The organism is Methanosarcina sp. DH2, from assembly GCF_020804225.1.
Taxonomy (GTDB): Archaea; Halobacteriota; Methanosarcinia; order Methanosarcinales; family Methanosarcinaceae; genus Methanosarcina.
In genome coordinates this window covers 304,821-330,575 of sequence record NZ_WJBI01000001.1, presented here as the reverse complement: position 1 = coordinate 330,575, position 25,755 = coordinate 304,821, and the positions used below count along the sequence as shown (strand labels likewise).

Sequence of the window (25,755 nt, the reverse complement as noted above, 5' to 3'; positions counted from 1 at the left end):
TCGAAAACTATTTTTATGGTAAATGCAGTATGATGCCGATACAATTCGGCATCAAAAAAGGAAAATTTATACTGACACGATTAAAGGTACTATGTGAGCACCAATCCTGCGTTTAAACTTTTGGATGTGTTAAAGATTGTGCCAGTGATATCTTCATATAATAGGAATTAATAATATAATCCGCTCGTCCTTCCTGAGAAGTAAAATCCGATGTTCTGCGATAGAAAAGCAAATATCGGAGATACAATATACAAAGGAAGAGCCGCGCGCAAAACTCCAGATAAAAATAAATATGTATATAAAAACCTGGATGTGAATTAATTGGTAGAATCCACATTTGAACCGAGTATAACCACAAAAAGCGTTGGTCAGGCAATCCGGGCACACCTGCGGGTCCTGAAACTTACGAAAAAACCGTCCAGGGAAGAGTTCTTGACCATTGCCAAAGTTGCAGGTGCCGGCATTCTGGCTGTGGGCGCAATTGGTTTTATTATCTATGTACTGCTGACAATGTTGCCCCAGTGGGTGGCCCAATGAGTGAGGATTCCCAGATATTCGTAATCAAAACCACAGCAAACCAGGAAAGGTCAGTAGCAACGGCCCTTGCAAGGATTTCTAAGAAGGAGAAACTGGACATACGGGCAATCCTGGCTCCTGATGAGCTCAAAGGATACGTCCTTGTCGAGGCCCCGAAATCCGGAATTGTTGAACTGGCAATCCAGACAATTCCGCATGCAAGAGCCATTGTCAAAGGGAGTTCTTCAATCTCTGAAATAGAACATTTCCTTAAACCCAAGCCAATAGTGACCGGAATTAAAGAAGGGGCTATAATTGAGGTCACCTCCGGACCCTTCAAAGGAGAGAAAGCCCGGGTTAAAAGGGTTGACGAAGGGCATGAGGAAATTACTGTGGAACTCTTCGATGCTGTGGTTCCGATCCCCATCACGATTCGCGGCGATACCGTACGGGTACTCAAAAAAGACAACGATTAAGCCAGAGATCGTATGGGAAATACCGAAAATTCCAGCTTATTAATAAACAAAAATCACCAGTACTCAGAGTGGATTGATACAAATCTACAAAATTTATACTTATAAAAACCGGTGAGACTCAGATGACAAGTATTGTTGAAGCACTTGTCCCCGGAGGAAAAGCGAATCCCGGACCACCATTAGGTCCGGCACTTGGTCCGCTCGGGGTCAATATAAAAGAAGTGGTCGAAAAGATCAATGAAAAAACAAGGGACTATAATGGAATGCAGGTCCCTGTGAAGATAATTGTTGACGACAAGAAAAACGTCGAGATCGAGGTAGGCACCCCTCCGACCGCATCCCTGGTCATGAAAGAGCTTGGGATTCAGAAAGGGTCAGGAACTGCAGGAAGCGAGGTTGTTGGTAACCTCACCATCCCGCAGGTTGCAAAGATCGCCCGTATGAAGAAGGAAGATGTACTTTCTTATGACCTCAAAGCTACAATGAAAGAGGTAATGGGAACCTGTGTCCCTATGGGCGTGAATGTAGAGGGAATGAAGGCCAAGGACTGCCAGAAAGCACTCGATGAAGGCAAATTTGATGATTTGCTTGCAGGCGAGGAGTGGTAAGCCTTCTTCTTCATTTACCTTTTAATTCGGGTTCTGTTTACACACCAATAGTTTTAAATTGGATACCACTAATAGCACAAGAGCCTTGAACAGTGTTTCTACTGGAATAGCTTACAAGAAGTTATTGGTGGCTTACTGTTAAGATTACAGAACCCGGATGGGAGCCCCTACGACCACCGTAGTAAGCCGGAACGGCTGTCTGGACATTAAGTTCAAACACTACGGGGAGGAACAAGATGGTAGAAAAGAATATACTGGAAGCTGTCAAGAAAGTTATTGAGGAGTCGCCAAAACGCAATTTCTCGGAAAGCGTGGACCTGGCGATTAACTTAAAGAATCTTGACATGAACCAACCAAAGAACAGAGTCGATGAAGAAGTAATTCTTCCGCACGGGCTCGGAAAAGAGCTGAAGATCGGCGTTTTTGCAAAGGGTGACGTTGGCCTGAGAGCAAAAGCTGCCGGTGCTGCGTATGTTATTTCTGACGTTGAGCTCGAAGAGCTGGTAGCTGACAAAAACAGAGCCAGAACTCTTGCAAACGAATGTGACCTTTTTATTGCTGAAACTCAGTTCATGCCGATAATCGGTAAGAACCTTGGTATTGTTCTGGGACCCAGAGGCAAAATGCCTATCCCGCTCATGCCGAACAAAGATATAGGCGAACTGATCCAGAGTAAGCAAAATGCGGTCAGGCTCAGGTCAAAAGACAAACTTACCTTCCATGTGGCTGTCGGCAGAAGGACTATGAATCCTGATGATCTTGCCGAGAATATTGAAACTATTATGGCCAGGCTTGAGCGTGTCCTCGATAAGGGCAAGCACAACCTCAGAACGGTCTATGTCACGACAACCATGGGAAAATCAGAGAGGGTGGTGTAAATGGCAGAAGAAAGGCATCACACCGAGCACATCCCCCAGTGGAAAAAGGATGAAATCGAAAACATAAAGGAACTCATCCAATCCCACAAAGTTTTCGGGATGGTCGGGATCGAAGGCATCCTCGCAACTAAGATCCAGAAGATTCGCCGGGACCTTAAGGACGTTGCGGTGCTCAAAGTCTCCAGGAACACCCTCACAGAGCGGGCTTTAGACCAGCTCGGGGAAACCATTCCCGAGATGAACAAATATCTTGACAAGCAGACTGCTCTGGTATTTACCAATGAAAGTCCCTTCAAGCTTTACAAATTGCTCGAACAGACAAAGACTCCTTCTCCAATCAAAGGAGGCGCAATAGCTCCTGCGGACATAATTGTCCAGAAAGGGCCCACCAGTTTCCCGCCTGGTCCGATTCTTGGCGAATTCCAGAGCGCAGGAATTCCTGCCTCAATCGAAGCCGGAAAGGTAGCAATAAAGGAAACTAAAGTTGTCTGTAAAGCAGGCGAGGCAGTCCCGCAGAAGCTCGCCACCATGCTCTCAAAGCTGGAAATATACCCACTCATTATAGGGCTTGATCTTAGAGCCGCCTACGATGAAGGGACAATTTACGAGCCGGAACTCCTTGCAGTTGACGAAAGCAAATACTTCTCTGACATTATCAGTGCAGTTCAGAACGCTTTCAACCTTTCAGTCAACACCGCATACCCGACAAGTGCAACAATCGGCACCCTGCTGGCAAAAGCCTATGCAGAATCAAAGAACCTCGGTGTCAATGCTGTTATCCTTGAACCGGGAGTCATGGATGCCCTGCTGGCAAAAGCACACATCCAGATGACATCTGTTGCGTCCAAAGCCGCAGACAAGGATGAAAATGCTGTGGATGAAGACCTGAGGGAAGTTCTCGGGGCAGCCGCAAGCGCAGCAGCAGCTGCAGTATCAGCTCCGGCAGCAGCAGAAGAAGAAAAGAAGGAAGAAGAACCTGAAGAGGAAGAAGAGGACCATGCCGAAGAAGACGGAATGGCCGGACTCGGTGCCCTTTTCGGATAAACAGATTTACAATTTACGATAATATAAAATTAGGTGATTAACGATGGAATACATATATGCAGCTCTCTTATTGCACAACGCTGGTAAAGCAATTACCGAAGAAGCAATCACTGCCGTTCTTCAGGCAGCAGGTATCGAAGTAAACGAAGCCAGGGCAAAGGCCCTTGTTGCAGCCCTTGACGGTGTAGACATCGAAGAAGCAATTGCAAAGGCAGCATTCGCAGCCCCTGCAGCAGCCCCTGCAGCAGCAGCCCCTGCAGCAGCAGAAGCTCCTGTCGAGGAGCCAGAAGAGGAAGAAGATGACACCTCTGAAGAAGATGGGATGGCCGGTCTCGGCGCCCTCTTCGGATAATTTCAATACCTAAGCTCGCCTCAGGGCGAGCACCCTTTTTTTTGAGACCCGATACATTGCAACAATAGTAAGTAAGTATATTAAGTCCGGTTTTTTCTCAACTGCTTCGAGAGTTATCTTAAGGAATGTTTTTCGGGAATGTTTTTCGGAAATGCTTTTCAGGAATGTTTTTCGGGAATGTTTTTCGGGAATGTTTTTCGGGAATGTTTTTCGGAAATGCTTTTCAGGAATGAAATCTCCATACAATTTTTCGTGGTCGATTTAGGGATTATCTTTTGGACCAATTTAGATTATTTCTATATCTCTGGAGAGTTTTCACCTCTGAATCTCCTGTTCCGGCCTATCTTACAAAAAAGTTATAATAAAAAAGCTCATGAATAGAGCGAATTAATCTTGCATGAAAAAAATCCTGTTGTAAAAAACAAAAGAGATTGCTATGTCCCGATTTGACCCCATCCTTGCTTCAAGAGCCCTCTGGCAGATAAGAATCAAAAAGCGCCCGTTTGTCCTTTCTCACGGCGTAAATGCCAGTTGCAACATGCGCTGCAGGTTCTGTGAATACTGGAAAGAAACCGGGAAGGAACCCTCAAGAGAGGAGGTTTTCAGGTTGCTCGATGATGCGAAAAAATTCGGGATCGGAGTATATAATGCCTGGACTACGGAACCCCTCCTCAGAAAGGATCTGCCCCTGATAATGGCTCACGCAAAGAAACTCGGGATGGTTACATCTATGGTTACAAATGGAAAGCTGCTCTATGAAAGAGCGGAAGAGCTTGAGGACGTAGATTACCTTTCGGTTTCAGTAGACGGGATAAAAAGCTATAAAGAAATTCGGAAGATGGATTTCGAAACCCTGCTGAAAGGCTTAAGAAAAGCCATTGAGATCAGGAAACTCCAGAAACAGAAAAATCCGATCCTGATGAACTGTGTACTCACAGGGAAAAATCTGGATGATATTGAAACCCTTATTTTGCTTGCAGAAAAACTGGGTGTAAAAGTATCATTTGAGCCTGTACATGAGTTTCCCGGAATCAGCAAAGATATCTGGAACGAAATAGGGATCCGTAATAAGGAAAAATTCCGCAACACAGTTGACCGCATAATCGAGCTCAAAGGACAGGGCTACCCTATAATTAACTCCAAGACCTACCTGAGAATGGTCAGGGACGGAAAAATGGATTACAAATGCCGGGCGAGCGGCGTTATTATCAATGTCACGCACGACGGCACTGCCGAGACCTGCAGGGTACATCAGGAAGCTCTCGGGAATGTGATGAAGGACGGCTTTGAGAAAGTCTGGAAAGATTCCGAACGGCGCAGAAAGGAAATAGTAGAGAACTGTGCAGGCTGCCTCTTTTTCGGGTATACGGAAAACAGTTTAATGCAGAGCTTCAACCCTGAAGTTTTGATGCATTATGAATGGATGTGAAAGCCGAGTTGTGAAGTCAAATTGTAGCTCTGTGACCTGAGTTTTACTTCCAGAGTTTCGCTTCGTTCAAAAGGACTAATTAGTGGGAAGTAATCTTTTGCTTCGCTTGAAAAGGTTTATTTAACTTTTTTGTATATTTTTTGTTAATTAGCACCATTCAAGTACCGTTCGATAGAGTGAGCTCTAATATTAAGGTTTATTGATGGATAACTGCACTTGAACCGGACTATATGATACGCTCGGGAGGGAAGCTTTTCTGACAATATCCCGGATAAGGTAACACATATATGCATCTCGAAAGTATACTAAATGGAGTTATTTTTCTAATTATTATAAAAATAGAGGGGCAATGTGGGGAGTGTTATGAACGGTACAGAGTCTACCCTGTCAATGGAAACAGATGTCGTATGCAAGATGAAATTAAACAGAGAGGACGTAAAGTTCACGAGTGAATACGAGGGAAAGACTTACTATTTCTGTTCTCTTTCATGCAAAAAGAAATTCGATGAAGATCCGGAAAAGTACATAAGCTTCTATCATCCGGGGAGGTGAAACAGGTGAAAATCGTTATTTCGGATCCTGTATTCCTGCCAGGAGAGTATAGAAAAAGGCTTGAGGCTCTGGGAGATCTCGAGGTTTTTGACAGCATGCCATCTTCCAATGAGGAATTTATCTCCAGGGTAGAGGATGCGGACATAGTTATGGTCGGCAGGCACGGTTTTTCTAAAAAAGAGTTTCATGCTTCCCGGAACCTCAGGATGGTTTCGGTATGGCAAACCGGGTATGACCATATAGACATTAAAACAGCAACTGAAAACGGCATAATTGTATCCAATGTCCCTGATTATGCTTTTGATTCGGTTGCTGAGATGGTTTTTGCCCTGGCGCTCAATCTCATGAGGAAAGTGCATACTGCAGACAGCAAGCTGAGAGAAGGGGATTTTGACTGGAGGGATTACATAGGGAACCAGCTTATGGGAAAGACAATGGGAGTGGTAGGTACTGGCAGTATAGGGGAGAGGGTTATCCAGATAGCGCATGGGTTTAACATGAATATACTTTCCGTAACCGGGCATCCAAGTGAGGAAAAAGCGAGAAAGCTGGGAGTGAGGTTTGTCGACCTGGATACACTGCTTACCGAATCCGATGTAGTGACTCTGCATGTGCCTCTAACCCCATCCACGGAAAAAATGATAGGTGCAAAAGAGCTTGCAAAAATGAAAAAGAGCGCAATTCTAATAAATACTGCACGAGGCAAGGTAATTGATGAAACTGCACTTGTAGAAGCCCTGGAAAAGAAGAAAATAAGAGGTGCCGGTCTTGATGTTTTTGAAAAGGAGCCGCTCCCTCCTGACGACCCTCTTATCAGGCTGGAAAATGCTGTACTTACACCTCACATAGCTTTCCTTTCGGAAGAATCCCTTGAAGAGTGTACACACGTTTGCGTGGAAAACATAGAAAGGTTCGTAGCCGGAAGACCCCAGAATATTGTAAACCCCGAAGTGCTTGCAGAGTCCAGGCTGCCTTAATGTCTAATATCAACCTTGTCGATGATGGTTTAGTAAAAAATTATATTCACAGCACTAAAAAGCTTTTAAAAGGACTGCTCTGTTTAGAGACTTCCGCAGGGTTCGCACGTTCCTTCTTTATTTTTGCTTATACAGATTCCTTCTTTATTTTTGCTTATACACATTCCTCCTTTATTTTTGCTTATCCAGCGTTTTTAGAGCTTCGGCTACAGCCCACTTTACCTCCGGATCCGGATCATTAAGATTTTTAACGAGGGGACCTGTTGCCTTTATATCTCCGATTTTTCCCAGAGCTTCGGCTGCATACCGCCTGACCCAGGGGTTGCTGTCATCGAGAAGCTCAAGAAGAGGATCGACTGCCTCACAGCTGCCTATCTCTCCAAGAGCATAGATAGAAGTGATCCTGATTTCGGAATCCTTTTGCTGCAGCATTTTTATGAGGGGTGCTGCTGCTTTCCCGGCTCTAAGGACTCCCAGAGAATACGCGGCGGCATTTCTTACTCCAGAACTTTTGTCTTCCAGGCACCTGAGAAGCGGCTCAACCGCCTGAAGGTCACCCAGATTCCCAAGGGCTTCAGCAGCATGTTTTCGAAGCTCGGAATCCGTATCCATCAATCGGGGGATAAGCATAACAGCTGCCCTTTTGCCCCCTATTTTCCCAAGAGCCAGAGCCACCTGGCTACGGAACTCTACAGGGCTGTCGTCAAGCTTTTCAATAAGCTCTTCTTCTGCTCTTTCATCACCCAGGACTCCCAGTGCCCTGGCTGCGGCCAGCCTGACTTCAGGGACTTTATCATCCAGGCTTTTGAGAAGAGGCCCGGTCGATCTTCTGTCATGGAGGTTTCCCAGAGCCTCTATAATACGGATTCTTACTGCAGGGTCTTTATCTGCCAGTTGTTTAATTAGAGGCTCTAGGGCATCCTCGCTTCCTCCCAGGATAAGGGCTTTGACTGCAGCAATTCTCACCGCAGAATTGCGGTCCTCAAGAAGCCCGATAAGTGCCTTTTCACTCCTTTTTTCTCTTACCTGTCCCAGAGCTTCGGCAGCAATTACCCTGACCTCAGGGCTCTCATCATCTAGCGCTTGAATACAGAATTCAATGTCCCTGCTATTTTGCTTTATAACGTTTTCAGAGCGCGGCCCTTCCTGCCCATTAAGAAGACCTGAAATATAAATCAATTTTTCCGATGAAGTCTTCAGACCCGAAACATCGCTTAGCAAGTTCATAGAGGAATAGACAATAGCTATCAGTGACGCTACCATGGAAAAGAGGGAAAAAAACAGCAGAATTTTCATTTTAGTCTCAGAAAAAGCACCCAGGCTAAAAACGATCAGCATCAACCCATTAAAATAAATCGTGCCTGCTGCCGTATAGGATACGATCTTCAGGGTGGGCTTTATACGGTTGGCAATAGAATTGATATTTTCCCTGTTGTTCTGCAGGGACAAAATGAAAATAGCAATAAATACGGCATATAACGCAGCTGTAGATTGCATCACTGCAGAGGGAAGCCAGAAGGTATTTGAAGAGCTTCCACCGGCCGTGCCCATGCTTTCGCTCTCGAAAAGCGTGAAAAAACTCAAAATAGCCAGAGAAGAGAAAAAAAGCAATTCGAGTTTGTAAGTTCTCAGGTCGACAAATCTCATTCTTAACAGGCAGATTGTATTCGAAGAGTTATATAAAAATTCCGGCATTTAACGGGCCATGCCTGGAGCTGGAAAGAGTAAACAATGTTTCATAGATATTTAGAGAACCCTTATTGCCACAGGACTCCCGCTTTTGAGCCCGAACTGCAGAGCTGCGCTTCCCTTATTAACTGCAATTTCAAGAAAGCCATGGCTGCCTATAAGTGCGAGTGCCTCTTCCTTCCCGACAAAACCATAAGTCCTGACAAAGGAAATTTTCCTGCCGTTTACTTCCACCTGTGAGCCGAAATTACGGAACTTCAGGACTGCATCTTCCGGAATATTCGTAATTACATTTCCGAAGCTGTCAGCAAAAACGACTTCTCCTACAAGAAATGACCCGTCAATTCCGAAATTTTCGAAATCAAGGTCCACAAAATCCGACACCTTATGCCCGACAGCCTCGATCGGCATACCTTTTGAGAGCCTGGCTCCCACAGGTGCGAAAATATCCCTGCCGTGGAAGGTTGCCGAGATCCCCGACTTAAGCATTATTTCCTTATTTGTGATTTCGTACACTTCCATATTCCCAAGGCGGCGGGCTGCAGGGATCATGAGCCCGTTGTCAGGACCCACGAAGAACTGCTCTTCGCCTTCACGGCCGGCTTTTAAGGCAAGGGCACGGCGAGAAGTCCCAACCCCAGGATCGACAATTCCCAGATGCACACTCTTGGCCGAGAAATACAGGATAAGTGAATACAGGGCAAAAGCGCCTTCCCTGATTCCTCCCTGCTTGATAGAATGAGTTATATCAACTATCTGTACTTCAGGATTGATTCCAAGGATCACGGCTTTCATGGCTGCGGGATAGAGATCTCCAAAATCCGTAGTAAGAGAAATAATAGACATAAATATCACTCAGCTTTTTTTGTATTTCATATTATGCAAATTTGATAAAATATATCAAGATGTGAAAAAGTCAGGTAAGCATTGTAAATTAATAGGAGAGTATAGGTCGTTGATATAAAATGAAGCATGCAAGAGTAGTATTGATATTAGTTTTGATAATCCTGGCTATTTTTACATCGGGATGTGAGGAAGGACTGAGTGCAGAAACCCTAAACCCTAAAGAGGATTCTCTCTCCGAAAAACTTAGCCTTGAAGAAGCCAGACAACAGGCCAGCTTTGAAATCATCACTCCAGAGTACCTGCCTGAAGGATATGCTTTCAATTATTCGATGGTATACGATAGCAGTGCTGTAACCCCTGAAGGTCAGGATTCCAGAATAGTTATCCTTAATTATCAAAAGAGGAATGAAAGCTTCCAGATAAAGGAAACAGTTTACGAAAGGAAATTGGGGCTTGGGGGAGCTGAAATAACAATCTATCCAGACAAGCCTGAAGAAAATAGTCTCATAAAATTGGCTGAAAAGATAAGTATCAATGGAAGGGATGGAAAATACCTGGAAGCACGAGGAGATCTGAAGGTACTGCAGTGGGAACTTGAAGGAGTTGAAATAACTCTGAAGGGATCTCTTGAAAAAACCGAAATGCTGAAAATTGCGGAATCCATACAGAAACCCTTTACTGAGTTCTACATCCTGGGGCCTGAAGGTACTGCTGAGAACTATCCTACAGAATACATGCTCGAGGAAATCGGTACCGTAATAGTGGGAATTATAAATCATGAGCAGAAGCCCGTGAATTATACAATGGAAGTCAGGCTCGAAGAGACATCTCTGCCTTTGCCGGAGGATTGGAAAAATGTATTTATCGAAAACAACGAGACCCTGGAAAGAGCAATTAATATAACTCCTCCCTTCGAAGGAACAAGTATGAAACTTGAATTTTTGCTTTATAATAAGGACAAAAAAGACATGTTCGAAGGGAATATCAGCGTGCCTTACAGAGACCTTCATTTATGGATAAATGTAAAGCAGAATCTCCTGGAGAACAGTTCAACCCCGTTAACGGAGTTATAAGCAACTGGGCTGAAATTAAACAGTGAGTCCACTTTCCCAGGAAAAGCTGAATGATTAGAAATCTCTAAATCCATAGAAAAAGGAGAAGAATTTAGCCTGTTTCAGCGAGACTTGAGAGCACATGGTCCGGTCGCACATTTCCCGCAGGCAAGCTGGTTAAGTTCGGGGAAAGCTTTTGCGTTTTCCTGAAGCAGCCTGAAACACTTTTCCTTGTCAAGCCCTTTTATAGTAAGAGCTCCAGCCGGACACCTATCCACACAGACAAGGCATTTCTCTCCTTTTTTGTAGCGGCAGAATTCTTCTGTCGGGCGTTGAGTGGGAGGAATCTTTGCGGAAATCAATATTGTTCCAAAGCGGCCTGCACACCCAGCCTTTGTGATCAGCATATGGTGAACCCCAAACGTGCCCAGGCCAGCAGCGTAGGCTGCGCTCTTGTGGGACCATGAAACGTCGAAACCCTTACTTTTATAATCGAAAATAATCGAAGGTGCGACTGCCTTTATACCCTCTTTTGCCAGCTCAGCCTTCAATTTTTCGTTGATTTCTCCAATCAGGCGGTCTGTTTCGCCTTTAGCCAGAATCCATTCCCCTACAGGCTCCCGGGATCTCCAGTTCAGCTTCACAAGTTCTTTTTCAAACGGCAGAAAGAAAGAGACAACAGTTTTTGCTTCGGGAAAGATCTCTTCAGGATGCAGGTTGTGAGGGCTAATGATTTTCTTCATTTCATCAAAAATTGGATCGCGGGCTGAAGCGTAGCCTACGAGAGGCTCACGATATCGAGTTTCAGTGCCGGGATTTGCGGCGCTTTCTTTGATAATATTCTCGATCTTATTTTTGAGCTCCATAATGGTTCTCCTGAAAATCTATCTTTTTGACAGATGTTAAATAGATTAAAAAACATAACAAAATGGGACTTATAATGATGATAGGGGTTACTGAAATAATGGCTACTCTTATGGTAATATTCTATCTTATAGTCGCATTGCTGTTTTTGAAAATGGTATATAAATGGAATAAATCGAAGAAAAATTGATTCATTCACAGAGAACTAAACAGCATTCACAGAGAATTGAGATAGAATCTTTGTGTTTTTCCTATTTCAAATTATTTTCTTCAAGTTTTAATAAGAATTCTTTTACATCCAGCCCGCTTGCATAGCCGGTAAGTTTTCCATTTGCCCCGATAACCCTGTGGCATGGCACTATTATTGCGATCGGATTCCGGTTGTTTGCAAGCCCCACAGCCCGGGAAGCCTTCGGGTTTCCAATGGAGACGGCTATATCTTTGTAAGTCCGGGTCTCTCCATAAGGGATTTCGCACAAAGCCTTCCATACAGATTTTTGAAACTCCGTACCTTCTGGGGCCAGCTTTACATTAAAAGATTTGAGCTTCCCGGAAAAATAAGCTTCAAGCTGCCTGGAAGCTTCCCGGAAAAATTCTTTATTTTCTACCCAGTCATCAGGAATTTTTACATTCTCTTTGCCTTTCAGGAAGATAAGGTGCTTCAGCCCTTCTTCATCTCCTGCGAGAAGAATGGGGCAAATAGGGTGTTCAACTATGTAATAATACATTTTTTGTCTTCTCCTGCCGGTTACAGGTAGTTCTATCGCTTATGGTAGAAATGTTTATTCAATATATCTTCAGCAGGCAACTCTCATGACCGGGAAGAACATGAAGCACTACAAAAGGAAAAAAGCTTTTCACGGGAGCAAAGATAAGCGAAAAAGAGGAAGGTGGAGGCAGGGGCAGTTAAATATCCAGAACGCCCTCAAAAGCCCCGGATTTTCAATTCACTGAGCCTTCCAGTTAATCATTTTTGCAGTGGCATATTCCAGAAAGATCCCGAGTAAATATTAAGGATTTCTGCGGCAGACTCAAATTTAGGTCCGTTCCTCTCCTTTTCAAGCTCCTCAAGCTGCTGGATCCTCAACTCCACGACGTCCATGGCATCTTCAAAGAGCTGCCTGTTGATTTCGATCCCGAAGTATTTTTTCAGTTTTTCCTCGGGAGTCAGCGTTGAGCCTGCAGAGAGGTAGGCTATGTAGTTTTCATTGAAAGCCTCCGGGTCTTCCCTGTACTGCTTGAAGAGGGCGAGAGTTATTGCTTTCGAAACTGCGTAGTTGAAGGTGTAGTAGTTATTTGCCAGATAGATGTGGTTGATGTTGGTCCATTCTGCAGAGTCTTCGGCATAGTATTCGATGGAGTCGCTCCTGTAATCTTTATATAATTCAGTCCAGAGGGCATTGAGTTCTGCTCCGCTGACAATTCCGTTTTCATCGCTTTTTTCAGCGCAGAGCTGGTGGGCCTTATGCTCGAATTCCGTGATCATAGGCTGGAAAGCGAAATAGTTCTGATATTCACCTATATGCTGGGAGAGCACTGCAACAGCGGGATCACTATCGGAGTTTTCGATCACATAGTCGACAAAGAGTTCTTCGTTGAAAGTGGAAGGAATCTCCATCTCGTAAATCTGACCTGTGCAGTAAAGATAATCAACAGAATTGCCCATCAGGTAGGAATTAATCCCATGCCCCAGTTCATGCGTGAGGGTCTTCTGGTCCGAAATCAGACCGTTATAGTTCATGAAGATCAGAGCTGGGGCATGCAGGGCACAGAGTTTGTAACAGTAACCGCCGGGCTGCTTCCCATTTTCGGGATCAGGATACACGTCTATGAAATTCCCTGTAACCATCTCCAGAAAGATATCATTGAAGCGTGGGTCCATTCCGGCATAGGACTTCTGGATACCTTTCAGAGCATCCACATAAGCATACTCTTCTCCCGGTTCTTCAGTTAACTCCAGCAAGAGGTCATAGGGTTTCAGGGTTTCAAGCTCGAGCTTTGTTTTCCTGAAATCGTTGTAGCCTTCAAATATGTCTTTTCGTTCCTTGAAGACCGAATTCATCCCGTCAACCTGAGAATCAGTCAGATAAAGGCGGTAAAGGCATTTTTCGTAAGAGTCAGTATATTTCAACTCCTTTGCGGCAAGGTCATCAAGCCGGGCTTTTTCAAAATAGAGGGTCGCCATCGAGTCCGATTCGTCAATCAGATGGTAAAACCTCTGATCATAACATCTCTTCCTGTTTTCCTGGCTCTGGTCTGTTGAAAGCAGAGTATAGAAGGACTGGGAGTTGACTGCATATTCTTCTTCGCTCTCGAGGGTTATATTCCCTGCCCTTGTGACATTGTTCGTAATCTTAGAAAATGCCTCGGTCTGGAGTTTCATGCGCTGGTTCTCTATATCTGCAAGGTATGCGGCCTGGGCCTCGTCCTCTGGACTGTGTTCTGCAAACCTGATATAGGCAGCTTCGAAATAGGGCCGGTACTCTTCAAGCTCGGGCTCCTCGGAAAAGAGCTGCTCCCATTCATCCGTTGTCCCTTTTCATAAAACTTTACCTCGATTTGTATGTAAACAGGCTCATTCCCACTTCCGGGAGGAGCAAGTCCAAACTTCCCAAAAAATATAGTAAAATATATATAGAAATTTAAGAGGTAGAATAAAAAGCTGCCGGTTTTTAATGGACAAAAGTTTTAAAAAAAGTATTAATAATTTTAGCCAGCAAAATATCCCAATGAATGCACATAGATTTCGCAATTAAGACAAATGATTGTTAACTTATTCCGGAAGAGTTATATTAAAAAAGGGTTAAACTTCTGAGCACGCTTCTGAAAACATAAATTCAGGTAAAAAAACGAAGAAAAAGATAAAGGAAAAGTTAGAAGACGGAGAAAATGAAAACAAAGACATTACTGCCCGTACTTATTGTCGCATTTATTGCAACGACACTTGCCTTATTTAACTCGGGCTGCGGGGAAAAACTCACTGTAGAAAAGGAACTTACAGTAGAAGAAATTACAGAACAGATACAGCAAAAAGAGGGCAATATCAAAGATTACTCATGTATAATACACCTGAACTTATTTTTTGAAGGAGAAAACCTGGAAAGGGAATTTGAGGTTATGTCCAAGAACCCTGGCATGTACAGAATTCTAACAAAAAAGCCGGGAAAAGATCCTGAAAAAGTAGAGATCTCGGACGGGGAGTACATGTGGACCTATTACCCCTGGAAAAACACCACCATAAAAGTAAAACTGCCTGAAACTTCCGGATCCGAAGAAAAAGAATCTGCAGAGAAAGAGTCTGGAGAAAAAAGTGATACAGGGTTCATTAAAGACCTCCTGAATAAAAGTGGTGTATCCCTTCTCGGGACAGAAGAGATAGACGGCAGACCCGCATACCTGCTGGTGAAGAACTCCGACGAAAATGGATGGGAAGAAAGAGAGGAAGATAAAGAAGAAGGGGGAGAGGGAGAAGTAGAGGGAGAAGGTGGATCTCTTTCAGGATATAGGGAAAAATTCTGGATAGATGAAGAGACAGGCACACTTCTCCGGTATGAGACATATGACAGCAGCGAAAACCTGACAGTAAAATACGAAATACGAGACCTGAAAATCAACACGGGCATCTCGGACTCCGAATTTGAATTCGAAGTTCCGGAAGGGGTAACTGTAGAAACAAGGGAGTTTGGGAAATCATATCCTCCTGAAAACCTGACAGGCCCTGATGGAGACGAACAGATTGCTTTAGGTTTCATCATGGATCTTTGCCCCTGAGTGGGATGGGAGGGATTCAACCGCCAGGAAAGAAGTTTGGAAAAAACCCGAAAATAGAGTGGTGAAGGAAATGACAGACAGGAAAACACTTACAACACTTACATTACTGGTTCTGCTGATTCCGGTCCTCTTCGCATCGGGCTGTACGGAAAAAGAACCGAGTGCCGAGGAGATTGCAACCCGGATGCTGGAGAAACAGAACAGCATTGAAGATTATTCGTACACAATGCACATGACCTACTATATAGGGGAGCAGGTCGTGGAAAACGAATTTAAGACAATGTACAAAAAACCACACATGATAAAAAACTTCATTGAAGAGCCGGGAAAGGAAGAAGAGACGCTCGTGCTCTCGGATGGGGAATTCAGGTGGACCTATGCCCCGGGGACAAACACAGTCATGAAAACAAAGATCCCCGATACCCAGGAACTAACCGAGAACGACTATCTCTCACTCATAAAAATTGCCCTTAATGATACGAGTCTATCCCTGCTCGAAACAGAGGAAGTTGAAGGAAGGAAAGCTTACCTGCTAGAGGGGACTCCGAAAGAAACAGGAGAACAGGCCTCTGAATACAGCATAAAAGTCTGGATAGACAAAGAAACCTGGATGTTCCTCGGATATGAAATGTACGATGGCAATGAAACACTGACTTCAAGAGTAGAAATCCGGGACCTTAAAGTAAACACCGGGATTCCTGATTCCGAGTTTGTATTTAAAATTCCGGAAGGGACAACCGTAAAGACCATGGATCCCGGAGATACCGAACTTCCTGAAGAGTTAAGCCTCGAAGAAGCTGAGGAACGTGTCGGATTTGAAATCCTGGTCCCGGAGTACTTGCCAGAAGGTTATGAGTTCAGCTATGCTACAGCCTACAATACCAGTGAAACGGCCCCTGAAGGACAGGCTGCCGAAACGGTCGTCCTGACCTACAAAGAGGGAGAAGAAAATATGGTGATCACGGAAACCGTATATGAAGGTCAGGCCCCGGATGCTGCAATCATGAATTCTGCAGAAGACGTTTCGATCAACGGGAAAGAAGGAAAGTATCTTACCCTAGGGGACATGAAAGTGTTGAAGTGGGAGCTTGGAAATGTTGACCTGAGTCTGAGAGGAGTACTTGATAAGGCCGAAGTGCTGAAAATTGCGGAATCAATTTCGGAAAAAGCATAAATCCTGCTATGCCAAGCAAATTCGCGGCAAAAAACACAGGAAAAAGCACAGAATAAACCCAGAAAGTAAAAGACAAAAAATGAGGATGAAAGAAAAGGTGAGAAAGTAAAGCCCTGGGGCCTTACTTTACTTTTTTGAAGTTTATTTTGCGAGGTTGTAGCTCTGGTTGACGATCTTCAGGGCGCAGTAATTGCCACACATTGTGCATGCGTCGGTGTCTTCGGGTGCCCTGCTGTTCCTGACTGCTCTTGCATGTTCGGGGTCGATTGCAAGGGAGTACATCTTTTCCCAGTCGAGTTCCCTTCTTGCTCTGCCCATGTCGAGATCCCACTGTCTTGCTCTTTCGGGGTACTTTATCATGTCGCCGACGTGAGCTGCAATCCTGGAGGTCTTGACTCCGGTGATAACGTCTTCGAGGTTAGGGAGTGCAAGGTGCTCTGCAGGAGTTACATAGCAGAGGAAGTCACAGCCGCATGATGCGGATACGGAGGCGCCGATTGCAGTTACGATGTGGTCGTAGCCGGGGGCGATGTCGGTAACAAGAGGTCCGAGCATGTAGAAGGGCTTGTGGCCGCTCATTTCTTTCATGAGCTTTACGTTGGTTTCGATCTGATCGAGGGGGACATGACCAGGACCTTCAACAATGACCTGAAGGCCCTGCTTGTGTGCCCTGTCAGCCATCTCGGAGTTGATAATGAGCTCCTGGATCTGGGCGCGGTCGGTTGCGTCATGGACTGCACCTGCACGCATGCCGTTTCCTGTGGAGAGGACGACTTCGTGTTCCTTGAGGATCTCAACGAGGTAGTCAAAGTTTGCGAAAAGAGGGTTTTCCTTTTCGTTGTGGAGCATCCAGGAACTCATGAAGGCGCCGCCACGGGAGCAAAGTCCACCGTATCTGCCGTGGGCTTTAAGCCTGTCAAGAGTAATATTGTTAATTCCAGTGTGGATTGCCATGAAGTTGGTTCCGAGCTTTGCCTGGGCTTCTGTTGCGTTGAAGAGCTCGTCTTCTGTCATGTGCACAATTGAACCATACTTTCTTGCAGCTTCAATGAAAGCCTGGTAGAGAGGAACTGAGCCTACTGAAAGGGAGATGCTGTCAATGACTTTTTTCCTGATTGCAAGGAAATCTCCGCCGGTCCCGAGCTCCATAAGGGTGTCAGCACCTGCTTTTTCTGCAGCTATTGCCTTCTGAACTTCCATCTCTGGGTCCACAATGTCCGAGGATACACCAATGGAGGCATTAACCTTGGTCCTGAGCCCTTCTCCGATACCGCAGATCTTGACCTGCCTGTAAGGAGATGTTGGAATAACGATTCTTCCGGCTGCAACACCACGGCGGACAAATTCAGGGTCAAGCCCTTCGTCCTTTGCGACAATCTTCATCTCTTCAGTGATAATTCCTTTTTGTGCATCTTCCACAATTGTCATCTTTATTACCTCAAGCTTTCATTTATTTGTAAGATTAGTCTGTAAGAATATAATGCAAGATTCATGTGTAAGTAAAGGGATTGTGAGTTAGATCATAAAAGGCAATTAATTATATATAACACTATTTAAAAAATTAACTTTAACCATAATCAACTTTACTTTACTTGCGTGCCCATTGATGTCGAAAATATAAAGTTTGCGATTAAAATAATTCTTTTATAAAGAAGCCTCAAAGCAATGTTGAGTAAAACGCAAGTAAACTTGTGTTGGAGGAAGAATAATTCTGAAAGAATAAAGAAAGAAATAACAAAATAGAAGAAAATGGAATATAAATAGAATAAGACAGAAAAAAAAATCAAATGAATTGAAATTCAGAGAAAGAGAAATACAGGAAAATAGCTGAAAAGATATCTGAGAAAAGCTAAGAACTAACCTGGAAACTGAGAGATCTCCTGATTATTTTCTCTGCTTATTATTTCTAATTATTTTCTCTGCTTATTGGTTCTAATTATATCTCTGCTTATTATTTCTAATTATTTTCTCTGCTTATTTTTTTCCTGGATCAAGCTGACTGTTTGCCTGTGGAGAGTAACTATAAGGTCGCTGAGCATTCCGAAGATAAACATCTGAAGTCCGAATATAATAAACAGGGTCGTGAGAACTGAAAGGAGAATATGGGTGATATTCCGGAACCACTCGACTACCACATAGGTTCCTGTAAACAGGCCTGCAATAATAAAGATAAAACCTATAATCCCGAAATAAAACATAGGATTATGCACTTTTGCAAGCCTGTAGATAGTAGAACCTATTCTTATTCCGTCTTTTACCGGATTTAACTTGGTTACTCCTTTTTCACTTCTGGGAAGATAAGTAATCGGCACCTCTTCGACTATTTGTTTTTTCAGGACGCACTCAACAGAGATTTCGGTTTCTATTTCAAAACCTGTCTTGTTAAGTTCCAATTCTCTAATACTATCGAGCGTAAACGCGCGGTAACCTGAAAGAATATCTCTTAACTGTACCCCATAAGCAATATCAAAAAGTAAGTTTATCAAGCGGTTGCCCATCAGGTTTAGTTTTGTAAACGCCCCTGGGGAATATTTTTCCAGTCGGTTACCTATAACATGGTCGGCTTTTCCTGACAGAACTGGCTCAAGAAGAGAAGGAGCTTCTTTTGCAAGGTAAGTCCCATCCCCGTCGACCAATACTACATAGGGGCTCTCGATAAGTTCGAAAGCCTGGATCATTGCCTGTCCTTTGCCCTTTCCGGTCTGCAGGACAACTCTTGCGCCTTCTGCCTCTGCAATTTGCGCTGTTCCATCCCTGCTGTTTCCATCGATTAGCAGAATATTGGAAAACCCTTCTCTCTTGAAATCTTTAATGAGCTCCCCTATAGTTGAAGCTTCGTTAAGGGTAGGAATAAGGATGCAAACATCTGCACTGTTCACGTTTCACACATATCCTTTGCCGGAGCCTCTACGCTTACCGCAGAATCCGTTTTTATTTTAGGTATTCTATCCGTATCCCTTCCGCAGGAGGCAGATTAAAATGGATACACCAGATTAAAAGGGTTGAGGGTTTTATAAAAGCCCCATGTTATCGAGCTGCTGACGAACAACTTCCACGCCCCTCTCACAGTCTTCGGGGGTTTTTCCGCCTGTGACTACCAGTTTACCGGAACTGAAAATAAGCACAACTACTTTAGGGTCATCGATCCTGTATACAAGACCGGGAAACTGCTCGGGTTCGTATTCGATATTCTCAAGCCCAAGCCCGATTGCAATTGCATTGAGGTTAAGGATAGTGCGCAGATCTGCTGAGGCAACTATGTTCTGGACAGTAATTTGCGGGTTTTCTATTGTCTCGATCCCTATACCGTTCAGCTTTTTTGCCATATTGCCAATAACTGTGTGCACATCAGCAACGTTTTTTGCTCCCGTACAGACAACCTTTCCGGAAGTAAAGACCAGGAAAGCGGCTTTAGGGTCAGAAACCCTGTAGACGAGCCCCGGAAACTTCTGCTTGTTGTACTCGGCGCCTTCGAACTTGGATTCAATCACAGTTAAATCAAACTCTTCAGCGAGTTTGGTGGATGCGACCACGTTTTCAATTTTAATGCTAGATTCGCTCATTAGTCAACCCTCAGTATATAAAGCAAAAAGTAATATCCTCTAACCAGTATATAAAGCTATAGTTAAATGCCTCGCATAGTATATAAATGCTATATATATAGAATATAAATACGACAGAAAAGCTTAAATTGTGGGCGCCAGTGTTTTCAAAAAAAGTAAGAAAGATTAGAGGCATCCGCGCTGGCTTTTTGGAGCCTCAATCTTCGAAATTATTCAAACCTTCAAGGATAGAATCGTATTTTTTGCAGACCCTCTCAAGAAGGTCGCCCTCTACAGTGCGGTGGGTGGGCACCAGAATTTTAGCTCCTTTCCCTATGCTCACTCCCTCACCTGAAGTCCCATAATCAGGAGCAACAAGGACGCCGTCTGTAGAAATTCTTATATTTAGGTCATTTACGAGCCTCGAAACCATCTCAGTTGCAGGTCTTACCTTCCTCTCAACGAGGAAAGCCGAAGATACATATTTTTCCCGGGTATCCCTGATTTTCTGAAGAGTGTTTGCTACCATTTTAGGGTCCACTTCATCGGAAAGTTCTTCAGAGATTAGAGAGATTGCTTCGATAAGGTCTTCAAAGGTTGTTGAACGCACCTCGAGGATTTCTCCATCGCAGTGTTGCCTCACGGTATCAAGATAGCCGGCAGAGACCACAAGCACGTCGGCCTCAAGCAGGCGGGATATTTCTTCCTTAGAAGGACGATAGGCATTCGCAACAAAATAGTCTTTAATTCCGCACATTCCCATAAGGGACTCATACATTGGAGTCACAGCAATGGTCTTTTTTCCGACCCACAGGTTGATCTCACTCTGTTCTCCCTGCACCCTTAACAGCTCAATGATTTTCTCCTTTATGGCTTCAGGATCGTTCCTTTTGAGCCCGAAATAATCTGCAAACAGCGGGGTTGTGGAAAGCTGCCTGCTTCTCCCGCTGGGCACAGACTCAACAAATCCTCTTTCAATCAGGTCTTTTATATGGTCATAGGCTCCACTGCCCCTCATTTCGATCAGATCGGACTGGAGCAGGGGCTGATGATAGGCAACCATGGAAAGGGTCCGGAGCTTAGGGGCTGAAAGTTCTTTTGGGGCAACCTCCCGCATGAGTTCTGAATACTCTGGCTTGACCTGCATGACGTAACGTTCTCCAAGGTCCAGAATTTCAATGCCTGACCCCCGGGAAGAGTAAGCCTCCGTCAGCTCCTGTACTGCCGAGAAGACATTCTTTTTTGGCTTTCCGGTAATTTTCATAAGTTTTTCAAGGCTTACTGCCCTGCCCGCAGCAAAAAGAGCCGCTTCGATAATTTCAAGCTCACTCATAAGTTTCACGACCAGAAAAAAGGATAAGGTTATTCTTCAGTTAAGTTAACGTGTTTCTTCAGGAAAGTCCGCATCTATATGCTCCGGCTCAAAGGAAAGAACCTCAGGATATCCGGTTTCGTCAGGCTCTCCATCTGTGTACTCAACCGGAGGTTTACTGCCTGTGAACCTTTCTCTCCGGGAAAAGTCAGGCTCTGAAATATCTTCTGTTAAACCCTGTTTCATCTGGTGGAAAAGAAGCGGATTGCCCTCAGTGGAAAAACCGGATTCTTCTCCAGGATAAATATACAGTTCCCCGAAAAGTTCATTCTGGAAAAGCCAGATTTTTCTGCTCGAAGCAAGAAAGAGGAGAGAAAGGTAATCCATTATCTGGTCTTCGCTCAGTTGAAGAAAGTCAGAAAACTCCACAACAGGCTGCTTCATAAATAGCTCAACGAGCCTTGCCCAGATAAGTGCCAGCCTCGATATGATAGCCTCGTCATGGGCAATCCCGAGCACATCTCCGGTAGTCAGGGGATCATGCTTAATATCAGGTTCTTCTGCAGCCAGACGAGCTTTCTTTTCATTTTTCCTTGAAAGTGTCTTTTCAGCTTTTTTAAGTTCCAGAATAAGTTCGTTCAGTGTGACCGGTCTTGTAGAAAGGCGGCGTACAGGAAGCTTTGGGATAGGAAACTCGTCCGGCTCAGGGAGGTCATTATCAAAAAACCCAGAATCAAAGTCATCTTCTTCCTCTTCCCCTGTCCCGAGAATTACTGAAGACTTCATGCGGAGGAGGATAGCTGAATAAAGGAGAGTCCTTGAAGAAATCCTCAGGTCCATTTTCTGAAACTCTTCTATCCTGTGTAGAAAAGTATCAGTTAACTGCACAATATCAATATCCCAGGGATTGATCTTCCCGTCTTTTGCAAGTTCGACCATAATGCCCAGAGGTTCATAGGTATCAAATTCTGAGAGGTCAAGAAGAGCCCAATCGACGCCGAGGTATGAGAGAGTGGTCGGAAGCCCGAAAATTTCGGGGTTTGAAAAAAGAGAATCCTTTTCCCCGGATTCACGAACGTCAGGGGAAGGAAGTCCGGAAATGTCGAGTGCCGAGTTATCTATAAGTTCAGCCATTAAGCTTCACTCCGGTTATACTTGTGATATTATTCTCCTGCATGGTAACCCCGATCGTCCGGTTTGCAGCCTGGATCATGGGTTTTCTTAAAGAAACAACGATAAACTGGACTTTTGATCCTGAAACTTTAACGTGCCTTGAAACTCTTTCTACATTCCAGCCGTCAAGAAACATGTCAATCTCGTCAAAGGCATAGAAAGGAGCAGGGCGGTATTGCTGGATTGAAAAAATAAAGGCAAGTGCTGTAAGACTCTTTTCTCCTCCGGACATGGCTTCTATACGCTGGAGAGTTTTTTCTTTCGGCTGAGCCCGAAGAGTCATCCCTCCGGCAAAGGGGTCATCAGGGTTTTCCAGAAGAAGTTCCCCCATGCCATCGGAAAGTTCGTAGAAAATCTCTTTGAAATTGGCATTTATGCTTGTATAAGCCTCCATAAAGGTATCCCGCTTGAGCTGCTCGTACTGGTCAATGCGTTCAAGGAGCTGTTCCCTTTCGGTAAAGAGAGTATCGCGTTTGCCCTGCAGGTCTGAAAGCCTGAGTTCTACTTCGTTATATTCATCGATTGCCCGCATATTTACAGGCTCAAGCCTGCGCATGGCTTCTTCGATTGCCTGGATCCTCATGTAAACGGTTTCGTAACTCGGGACCTCGGAGGTCTCTTCTATGCCCCTTCTCTGTATCTCTTCAAGAAGCTGCTTTTCCTGGTCAAAAAGTGCGCTTCTCGTAGCTGTGAGCGTAAGTACCTGCTGTTTTGCCTTTTCAAGGGTGGTTGCAGCAATACTGACCCTTCGCTTTACTGCATTGTGTTCGGCCTGAACATTTTCCCTTTCTTTCTGGAGCCCTATAAGCTCGTCGGAAAGTTGAATTTCTCGTTTCTGTTTTTCCTCAAGCTGCGCCTCGAGTTCTGCAATCTTTGCCTTAAGAGAATCCACTCTCTCACGCCTTGAAGATTTCTTTTCATCAAGTTCCCTGATAAGCTCCTTGGCTTCGGCAATTTTCTGTTCCGCATATTCCTTTTCGAGCTGCAAGGCATTCAGGCTGGCTTCAGTATCCCTGATCCTGCCTTCAAGCCTGCGGATTTCCTCATCCACAAAATCGGCTTTTTTATTTATCTCGGGTAGAGGAGAATCAGCAAGTTTTGTCTCAAGTTCGGCAACCTGAACCTCGAGTTCAGCTGCAGCGCCTTCTTTCTCAGTCTTTTCCGCAATTACCCTGTCCATTTCAGCCCTGAGATCTGCCCTGGACTCTTCAATTGCCCGCAGGTCTGCCTGTTTAGCCTCAAGGAGTTCTGCAAGTTTGGTTTCCCTGCCAGAAATCTCCTGAAGTTCGAGCTCTTTTCTGGAGATAGTAGCCTCACAGTCGCGGATCTTTCTGCTCAACTCAAAAACATGGCTTTCAATTCTGTCCTGTTTACTGATCGCTGCAGTCCGGCTTGCATCAAGGGATTTTATTTCCCCTGCAAGCTCGAGAAGTTTGTCTTTTTCCGCGGCAGCAAAAGAAATCCCCGATTTTGAAGAAAGGGAACCTCCGACCATTGCCCCGCTCTTTTCAAGGAGTTCACCTTCGAGGGTGACCATTCTTGCTTTTCCCATGAGGCGGCGGGCACTGGCGAGATCTTCCATAACAAGAGTATCCTGGAAAACATACCAGAAAGCAGGCTCGAAATCCGGATCGAATTCAATAAGATCGATTGCGTACCCTATTATTCCGTTTTCATAATTGAGGCTCTCAAGCCTTCTGGAATCCTTCATTTTGTTAAGCGGAAGGAAAGTAGCCCGCCCGCCTTTTCTCCGCTTCAGGAATTCGATCGCCTCTGCAGCATCACGATCATTATCCACAACGACTGCCTGCATTCTGTTCCCTGCAGCAACCTCAAGGGCAGCCGCATAACTGCGATCAACTTTTCCGAGCTGCGCAATGGTCCCGTGAATTCCGAATAGCTCGTTTTGCCGGGAAGCCCCGATAACCATCTCCACAGCCCTTGAATACCCTCCACCCTGTTCCGAAGCCCGGACCCTTGCTTCAGCGATTGCATATTCCTGCTGGAGACCGTGAAGTCTGCTCTCAAGTTTCCTTATATCTTCTTTGATCCTGAAATGGCTGCTTTCGATATCGTCACGGTCTTTTATTAGGGAGTCGAGATTTTTAGTAAGTCTTTCAATCTCGTACTGGACAGAAAGGGTATCGCTGTCAGAGGCAGTGACTGCAGATTCTGCATCCCGTATCTGGTTTTCAATATCCCGCAGTTCCGATGACTTTCTTCTGAGAGTATCGAGAAGCCTGTCTTCATTACGGATAAGCTCGTTCTTTTCGTTTTTAACACCCTCGAGCTTCTTGCGGGCAGCCATAAGCTCGTCTCTTGTTGCTGCAAACTTTGCATCCACATCCGCAATCCTGCTCTGAAGCAGCATACGCTCGGTTTTTCTTTCGGACAGCTCAGCAGAAATGCTTTCTTTTCTCACATTCTCAGTTTCTATTTTCTCTTCGAGCTCCCCGACCTTGCCTTTTATGGAATCAATATCAACAAATGCCTTTCTACGCTTTGCATCAGCTTCTTCAAGTTCGGATTCCGAAAGCTCAATGCTATCCACACATCGGGAAATTTCCCCTTTTATTTCTTCGATTTCCCTTTTGACCTGCAGCTGTTCATCTTCCCCTTTTTTCCGGATTTCAAGCGAAATTGTTTCAAGGGCCTGTTCAAGAGCTTCTAATTCCTTTACCCTTTCATCCAGCAGTACCTGGACTTTTTCAAAGTGCTCTTCCTTGCCTGCAAGTTCTTTGTCCACATTTTCCAGTTCTGTTCTGGCATCCTTGAGCTTGGAAAGAAGGACATAGCCTTCAAATTTAATTTTTTCAGTCTTCAGAGACTGATATTTCAGTGCCTGGTCTCGTTCCCCTGCAAGTTTTTCAAGCTGGGTACGTACTTCTTCAAGGATGATGTCCACGCGTTCGACCTGCTGCCTGACGATTTCCAGCTCCCCGAGCGCCTTTTGCTTGCGCTCATCAAATTCCGCAACCCCGGCAATTTCATCAATAATCTTTCGTCTCTCTACAGAAGTCATGGAAATGATCTGCGTGACATCTCCCTGCATTACCACATTGTAACCTTCAGGCGTTACCCCTGCCTTTGCAAGCTGGGAATGGATTTCTCCCAAGCTTACGGCTTTTCCGTTAAAGTAAAAATAGCTGTAGTATGCGTTTTTTGTCCGCCTGACCTTTCTTGAGATTTCAACCTCATCAAGCTCTAATGGCATCTTGCGATCAGTATTGTCAAAACGGATCGTAACCTGGGCAAAATCAGGCTTTTTTGCCTCGTCACCATTGTAAATAAGGTCCGTGAGTTTTTCAGCCCTGAGGGTCCTTGAGCTCGACAGCCCGAGTGCAAAGAGGATCCCGTCTATAATATTTGACTTCCCACTACCATTAGGACCGGAAATAGTGGTGAAGTCATTGTAAAAGGAGATCTTCACTTTTTTTCCGAAGGACTTGAAATTAACGAACTCAATCTCTTTTATGTACACAGAATGCCTCTGAGTTATT

General features: G+C 44.6%; 26 protein-coding genes. 14 read left to right on the top strand and 12 right to left on the bottom strand.

Going from position 1 to position 25,755, the window contains the following annotated elements; genetic code table 11:
• The first annotated feature begins 321 nt into the window (after nucleotides 1-321).
• From FXV91_RS01375 to rpl12p, 6 genes are all read left to right on the top strand, one after another.
• Nucleotides 322-537 carry a protein translocase SEC61 complex subunit gamma gene (locus tag FXV91_RS01375; RefSeq protein ID WP_229387587.1) on the top strand — a complete coding sequence of 72 codons (216 nt, stop codon included), beginning with the start codon at nucleotides 322-324 and terminating at the stop codon, nucleotides 535-537.
• Entirely contained in the window at nucleotides 534-992 is a 459-nt protein-coding gene (locus FXV91_RS01370) for a transcription elongation factor Spt5 (RefSeq protein WP_229387585.1), read from the top strand. The genes FXV91_RS01375 and FXV91_RS01370 overlap by 4 nt, the downstream gene beginning before the upstream one ends.
• Nucleotides 993-1,114: 122 nt before the next feature.
• Complete coding sequence (locus tag FXV91_RS01365; RefSeq protein WP_048128084.1) at nucleotides 1,115-1,600, top strand: 50S ribosomal protein L11; 486 nt, start codon at nucleotides 1,115-1,117, stop codon at nucleotides 1,598-1,600.
• A 236-nt stretch (nucleotides 1,601-1,836) separates the two neighbouring features.
• Nucleotides 1,837-2,478, top strand: coding sequence for a 50S ribosomal protein L1 (locus FXV91_RS01360; protein ID WP_229387583.1), 642 nt, complete (start codon nucleotides 1,837-1,839; stop codon nucleotides 2,476-2,478).
• Nucleotides 2,479-3,522: a 50S ribosomal protein L10 gene (locus FXV91_RS01355; protein ID WP_229387581.1), complete on the top strand. Its 1,044-nt coding sequence runs from the start codon at nucleotides 2,479-2,481 to the stop codon at nucleotides 3,520-3,522.
• A 43-nt stretch (nucleotides 3,523-3,565) separates the two neighbouring features.
• The gene (gene rpl12p / locus FXV91_RS01350; RefSeq protein ID WP_229387579.1) at nucleotides 3,566-3,874 is read left to right on the top strand and encodes a 50S ribosomal protein P1; all 309 of its coding nucleotides are present in this window, start codon (nucleotides 3,566-3,568) and stop codon (nucleotides 3,872-3,874) included.
• A gap of 9 nt (nucleotides 3,875-3,883) precedes the next feature.
• On the opposite strand, the gene FXV91_RS01345 is transcribed toward rpl12p, so the two are convergent.
• Nucleotides 3,884-4,120, bottom strand: coding sequence for a hypothetical protein (locus FXV91_RS01345; RefSeq protein ID WP_229387577.1), 237 nt, complete (start codon nucleotides 4,118-4,120; stop codon nucleotides 3,884-3,886).
• Nucleotides 4,121-4,310: 190 nt separating this feature from the next.
• Between FXV91_RS01345 and FXV91_RS01340 the strand changes: the two genes are divergently transcribed.
• From FXV91_RS01340 to FXV91_RS01330, 3 genes are all read left to right on the top strand, one after another.
• Complete coding sequence (locus FXV91_RS01340; RefSeq protein ID WP_229387575.1) at nucleotides 4,311-5,303, top strand: radical SAM protein; 993 nt, start codon at nucleotides 4,311-4,313, stop codon at nucleotides 5,301-5,303.
• Nucleotides 5,304-5,666: 363 nt separating this feature from the next.
• Nucleotides 5,667-5,855, top strand: coding sequence for a YHS domain-containing protein (locus FXV91_RS01335; protein WP_229387573.1), 189 nt, complete (start codon nucleotides 5,667-5,669; stop codon nucleotides 5,853-5,855).
• 5 nt (nucleotides 5,856-5,860) lie between these two features.
• Nucleotides 5,861-6,832 carry a 2-hydroxyacid dehydrogenase gene (locus FXV91_RS01330; protein WP_229387571.1) on the top strand — a complete coding sequence of 324 codons (972 nt, stop codon included), beginning with the start codon at nucleotides 5,861-5,863 and terminating at the stop codon, nucleotides 6,830-6,832.
• A 171-nt stretch (nucleotides 6,833-7,003) separates the two neighbouring features.
• Here FXV91_RS01330 and FXV91_RS01325 read toward each other — a convergent pair whose 3' ends face one another.
• Nucleotides 7,004-8,281 (bottom strand): HEAT repeat domain-containing protein, encoded by a 1,278-nt coding sequence (locus FXV91_RS01325; RefSeq protein WP_229387569.1) that lies wholly within the window; start codon nucleotides 8,279-8,281, stop codon nucleotides 7,004-7,006.
• Between the two features lies 1 nt (nucleotide 8,282).
• Between FXV91_RS01325 and FXV91_RS01320 the strand changes: the two genes are divergently transcribed.
• Nucleotides 8,283-8,456, top strand: a complete 174-nt coding sequence (locus FXV91_RS01320) for a hypothetical protein (RefSeq protein ID WP_229387567.1) — start codon at nucleotides 8,283-8,285, stop codon at nucleotides 8,454-8,456.
• Nucleotides 8,457-8,578: 122 nt separating this feature from the next.
• On the opposite strand, the gene FXV91_RS01315 is transcribed toward FXV91_RS01320, so the two are convergent.
• Nucleotides 8,579-9,367: an S-adenosyl-l-methionine hydroxide adenosyltransferase family protein gene (locus FXV91_RS01315; RefSeq protein ID WP_229387565.1), complete on the bottom strand. Its 789-nt coding sequence runs from the start codon at nucleotides 9,365-9,367 to the stop codon at nucleotides 8,579-8,581.
• Between the two features lie 119 nt (nucleotides 9,368-9,486).
• Between FXV91_RS01315 and FXV91_RS01310 the strand changes: the two genes are divergently transcribed.
• Nucleotides 9,487-10,440 (top strand): DUF1616 domain-containing protein, encoded by a 954-nt coding sequence (locus tag FXV91_RS01310; protein WP_229387563.1) that lies wholly within the window; start codon nucleotides 9,487-9,489, stop codon nucleotides 10,438-10,440.
• 101 nt (nucleotides 10,441-10,541) lie between these two features.
• Here FXV91_RS01310 and FXV91_RS01305 read toward each other — a convergent pair whose 3' ends face one another.
• On the bottom strand, nucleotides 10,542-11,285 hold the full coding sequence (locus tag FXV91_RS01305) for an epoxyqueuosine reductase (protein ID WP_229387561.1): 744 nt from the start codon (nucleotides 11,283-11,285) through the stop codon (nucleotides 10,542-10,544).
• A 249-nt stretch (nucleotides 11,286-11,534) separates the two neighbouring features.
• A complete protein-coding gene (locus FXV91_RS01300; protein WP_229387559.1) occupies nucleotides 11,535-12,011 on the bottom strand; it encodes a methylated-DNA--[protein]-cysteine S-methyltransferase in 477 nt (158 codons plus the stop codon).
• 85 nt (nucleotides 12,012-12,096) lie between these two features.
• Here FXV91_RS01300 and FXV91_RS01295 point away from each other — a divergent pair, with 85 nt between their 5' ends.
• Nucleotides 12,097-12,237, top strand: a complete 141-nt coding sequence (locus FXV91_RS01295; RefSeq protein ID WP_229387557.1) for a hypothetical protein — start codon at nucleotides 12,097-12,099, stop codon at nucleotides 12,235-12,237.
• 13 nt (nucleotides 12,238-12,250) lie between these two features.
• On the opposite strand, the gene FXV91_RS01290 is transcribed toward FXV91_RS01295, so the two are convergent.
• A complete protein-coding gene (locus FXV91_RS01290) occupies nucleotides 12,251-13,666 on the bottom strand; it encodes a M3 family metallopeptidase (RefSeq protein ID WP_229387555.1) in 1,416 nt (471 codons plus the stop codon).
• A gap of 506 nt (nucleotides 13,667-14,172) precedes the next feature.
• Between FXV91_RS01290 and FXV91_RS01285 the strand changes: the two genes are divergently transcribed.
• Both FXV91_RS01285 and FXV91_RS01280 read left to right on the top strand, forming a co-directional pair.
• Nucleotides 14,173-15,054 carry an outer membrane lipoprotein carrier protein LolA gene (locus tag FXV91_RS01285; RefSeq protein ID WP_229387553.1) on the top strand — a complete coding sequence of 294 codons (882 nt, stop codon included), beginning with the start codon at nucleotides 14,173-14,175 and terminating at the stop codon, nucleotides 15,052-15,054.
• A 70-nt stretch (nucleotides 15,055-15,124) separates the two neighbouring features.
• Nucleotides 15,125-16,228 (top strand): outer membrane lipoprotein-sorting protein, encoded by a 1,104-nt coding sequence (locus tag FXV91_RS01280; RefSeq protein WP_229387551.1) that lies wholly within the window; start codon nucleotides 15,125-15,127, stop codon nucleotides 16,226-16,228.
• Nucleotides 16,229-16,369: 141 nt separating this feature from the next.
• On the opposite strand, the gene thiC is transcribed toward FXV91_RS01280, so the two are convergent.
• The 6 genes from thiC to smc all read right to left on the bottom strand — a co-directional run bounded on the left by thiC (nucleotide 16,370) and on the right by smc (nucleotide 25,736).
• The gene (gene thiC / locus FXV91_RS01275) at nucleotides 16,370-17,656 is read right to left on the bottom strand and encodes a phosphomethylpyrimidine synthase ThiC (protein WP_229387549.1); all 1,287 of its coding nucleotides are present in this window, start codon (nucleotides 17,654-17,656) and stop codon (nucleotides 16,370-16,372) included.
• A 533-nt stretch (nucleotides 17,657-18,189) separates the two neighbouring features.
• Nucleotides 18,190-19,107, bottom strand: coding sequence for an S-layer glycoprotein N-glycosyltransferase AglJ (gene aglJ, locus FXV91_RS01270; RefSeq protein WP_229387547.1), 918 nt, complete (start codon nucleotides 19,105-19,107; stop codon nucleotides 18,190-18,192).
• 132 nt (nucleotides 19,108-19,239) lie between these two features.
• Complete coding sequence (locus FXV91_RS01265; RefSeq protein WP_229387545.1) at nucleotides 19,240-19,791, bottom strand: TATA-box-binding protein; 552 nt, start codon at nucleotides 19,789-19,791, stop codon at nucleotides 19,240-19,242.
• A 196-nt stretch (nucleotides 19,792-19,987) separates the two neighbouring features.
• Nucleotides 19,988-21,103, bottom strand: a complete 1,116-nt coding sequence (gene scpB, locus FXV91_RS01260) for an SMC-Scp complex subunit ScpB (protein WP_229387543.1) — start codon at nucleotides 21,101-21,103, stop codon at nucleotides 19,988-19,990.
• A gap of 45 nt (nucleotides 21,104-21,148) precedes the next feature.
• On the bottom strand, nucleotides 21,149-22,216 hold the full coding sequence (locus tag FXV91_RS01255; RefSeq protein WP_229387541.1) for a ScpA family protein: 1,068 nt from the start codon (nucleotides 22,214-22,216) through the stop codon (nucleotides 21,149-21,151).
• Nucleotides 22,209-25,736, bottom strand: a complete 3,528-nt coding sequence (smc, locus tag FXV91_RS01250) for a chromosome segregation protein SMC (protein ID WP_229387539.1) — start codon at nucleotides 25,734-25,736, stop codon at nucleotides 22,209-22,211. The genes FXV91_RS01255 and smc overlap by 8 nt, the downstream gene beginning before the upstream one ends.
• Between the last annotated feature and the right edge of the window lie 19 nt (nucleotides 25,737-25,755).

Bases quoted from the DNA above. Each gene is read 5' to 3' on its own strand.
- rpl12p (WP_229387579.1), top strand. From the start codon at position 3,566: ATGGAATACATATATGCAGCTCTCTTATTGCACAACGCTGGTAAAGCA.
- FXV91_RS01315 (WP_229387565.1), bottom strand. From the start codon at position 9,367: ATGTCTATTATTTCTCTTACTACGGATTTTGGAGATCTCTATCCCGCA.
- FXV91_RS01300 (WP_229387559.1), bottom strand. From the start codon at position 12,011: ATGTATTATTACATAGTTGAACACCCTATTTGCCCCATTCTTCTCGCA.
- FXV91_RS01310 (WP_229387563.1), top strand. From the start codon at position 9,487: ATGAAGCATGCAAGAGTAGTATTGATATTAGTTTTGATAATCCTGGCT.
- FXV91_RS01255 (WP_229387541.1), bottom strand. From the start codon at position 22,216: ATGGCTGAACTTATAGATAACTCGGCACTCGACATTTCCGGACTTCCT.
- FXV91_RS01365 (WP_048128084.1), top strand. From the start codon at position 1,115: ATGACAAGTATTGTTGAAGCACTTGTCCCCGGAGGAAAAGCGAATCCC.
- FXV91_RS01280 (WP_229387551.1), top strand. From the start codon at position 15,125: ATGACAGACAGGAAAACACTTACAACACTTACATTACTGGTTCTGCTG.
- FXV91_RS01305 (WP_229387561.1), bottom strand. From the start codon at position 11,285: ATGGAGCTCAAAAATAAGATCGAGAATATTATCAAAGAAAGCGCCGCA.
- FXV91_RS01320 (WP_229387567.1), top strand. From the start codon at position 8,283: ATGAAAATAGCAATAAATACGGCATATAACGCAGCTGTAGATTGCATC.
- FXV91_RS01370 (WP_229387585.1), top strand. From the start codon at position 534: ATGAGTGAGGATTCCCAGATATTCGTAATCAAAACCACAGCAAACCAG.
- thiC (WP_229387549.1), bottom strand. From the start codon at position 17,656: ATGACAATTGTGGAAGATGCACAAAAAGGAATTATCACTGAAGAGATG.
- FXV91_RS01340 (WP_229387575.1), top strand. From the start codon at position 4,311: ATGTCCCGATTTGACCCCATCCTTGCTTCAAGAGCCCTCTGGCAGATA.
- FXV91_RS01355 (WP_229387581.1), top strand. From the start codon at position 2,479: ATGGCAGAAGAAAGGCATCACACCGAGCACATCCCCCAGTGGAAAAAG.
- FXV91_RS01290 (WP_229387555.1), bottom strand. From the start codon at position 13,666: ATGAAACTCCAGACCGAGGCATTTTCTAAGATTACGAACAATGTCACA.
- FXV91_RS01335 (WP_229387573.1), top strand. From the start codon at position 5,667: ATGAACGGTACAGAGTCTACCCTGTCAATGGAAACAGATGTCGTATGC.
- FXV91_RS01285 (WP_229387553.1), top strand. From the start codon at position 14,173: ATGAAAACAAAGACATTACTGCCCGTACTTATTGTCGCATTTATTGCA.
- FXV91_RS01295 (WP_229387557.1), top strand. From the start codon at position 12,097: ATGACCGGGAAGAACATGAAGCACTACAAAAGGAAAAAAGCTTTTCAC.
- FXV91_RS01360 (WP_229387583.1), top strand. From the start codon at position 1,837: ATGGTAGAAAAGAATATACTGGAAGCTGTCAAGAAAGTTATTGAGGAG.
- FXV91_RS01265 (WP_229387545.1), bottom strand. From the start codon at position 19,791: ATGAGCGAATCTAGCATTAAAATTGAAAACGTGGTCGCATCCACCAAA.
- scpB (WP_229387543.1), bottom strand. From the start codon at position 21,103: ATGAGTGAGCTTGAAATTATCGAAGCGGCTCTTTTTGCTGCGGGCAGG.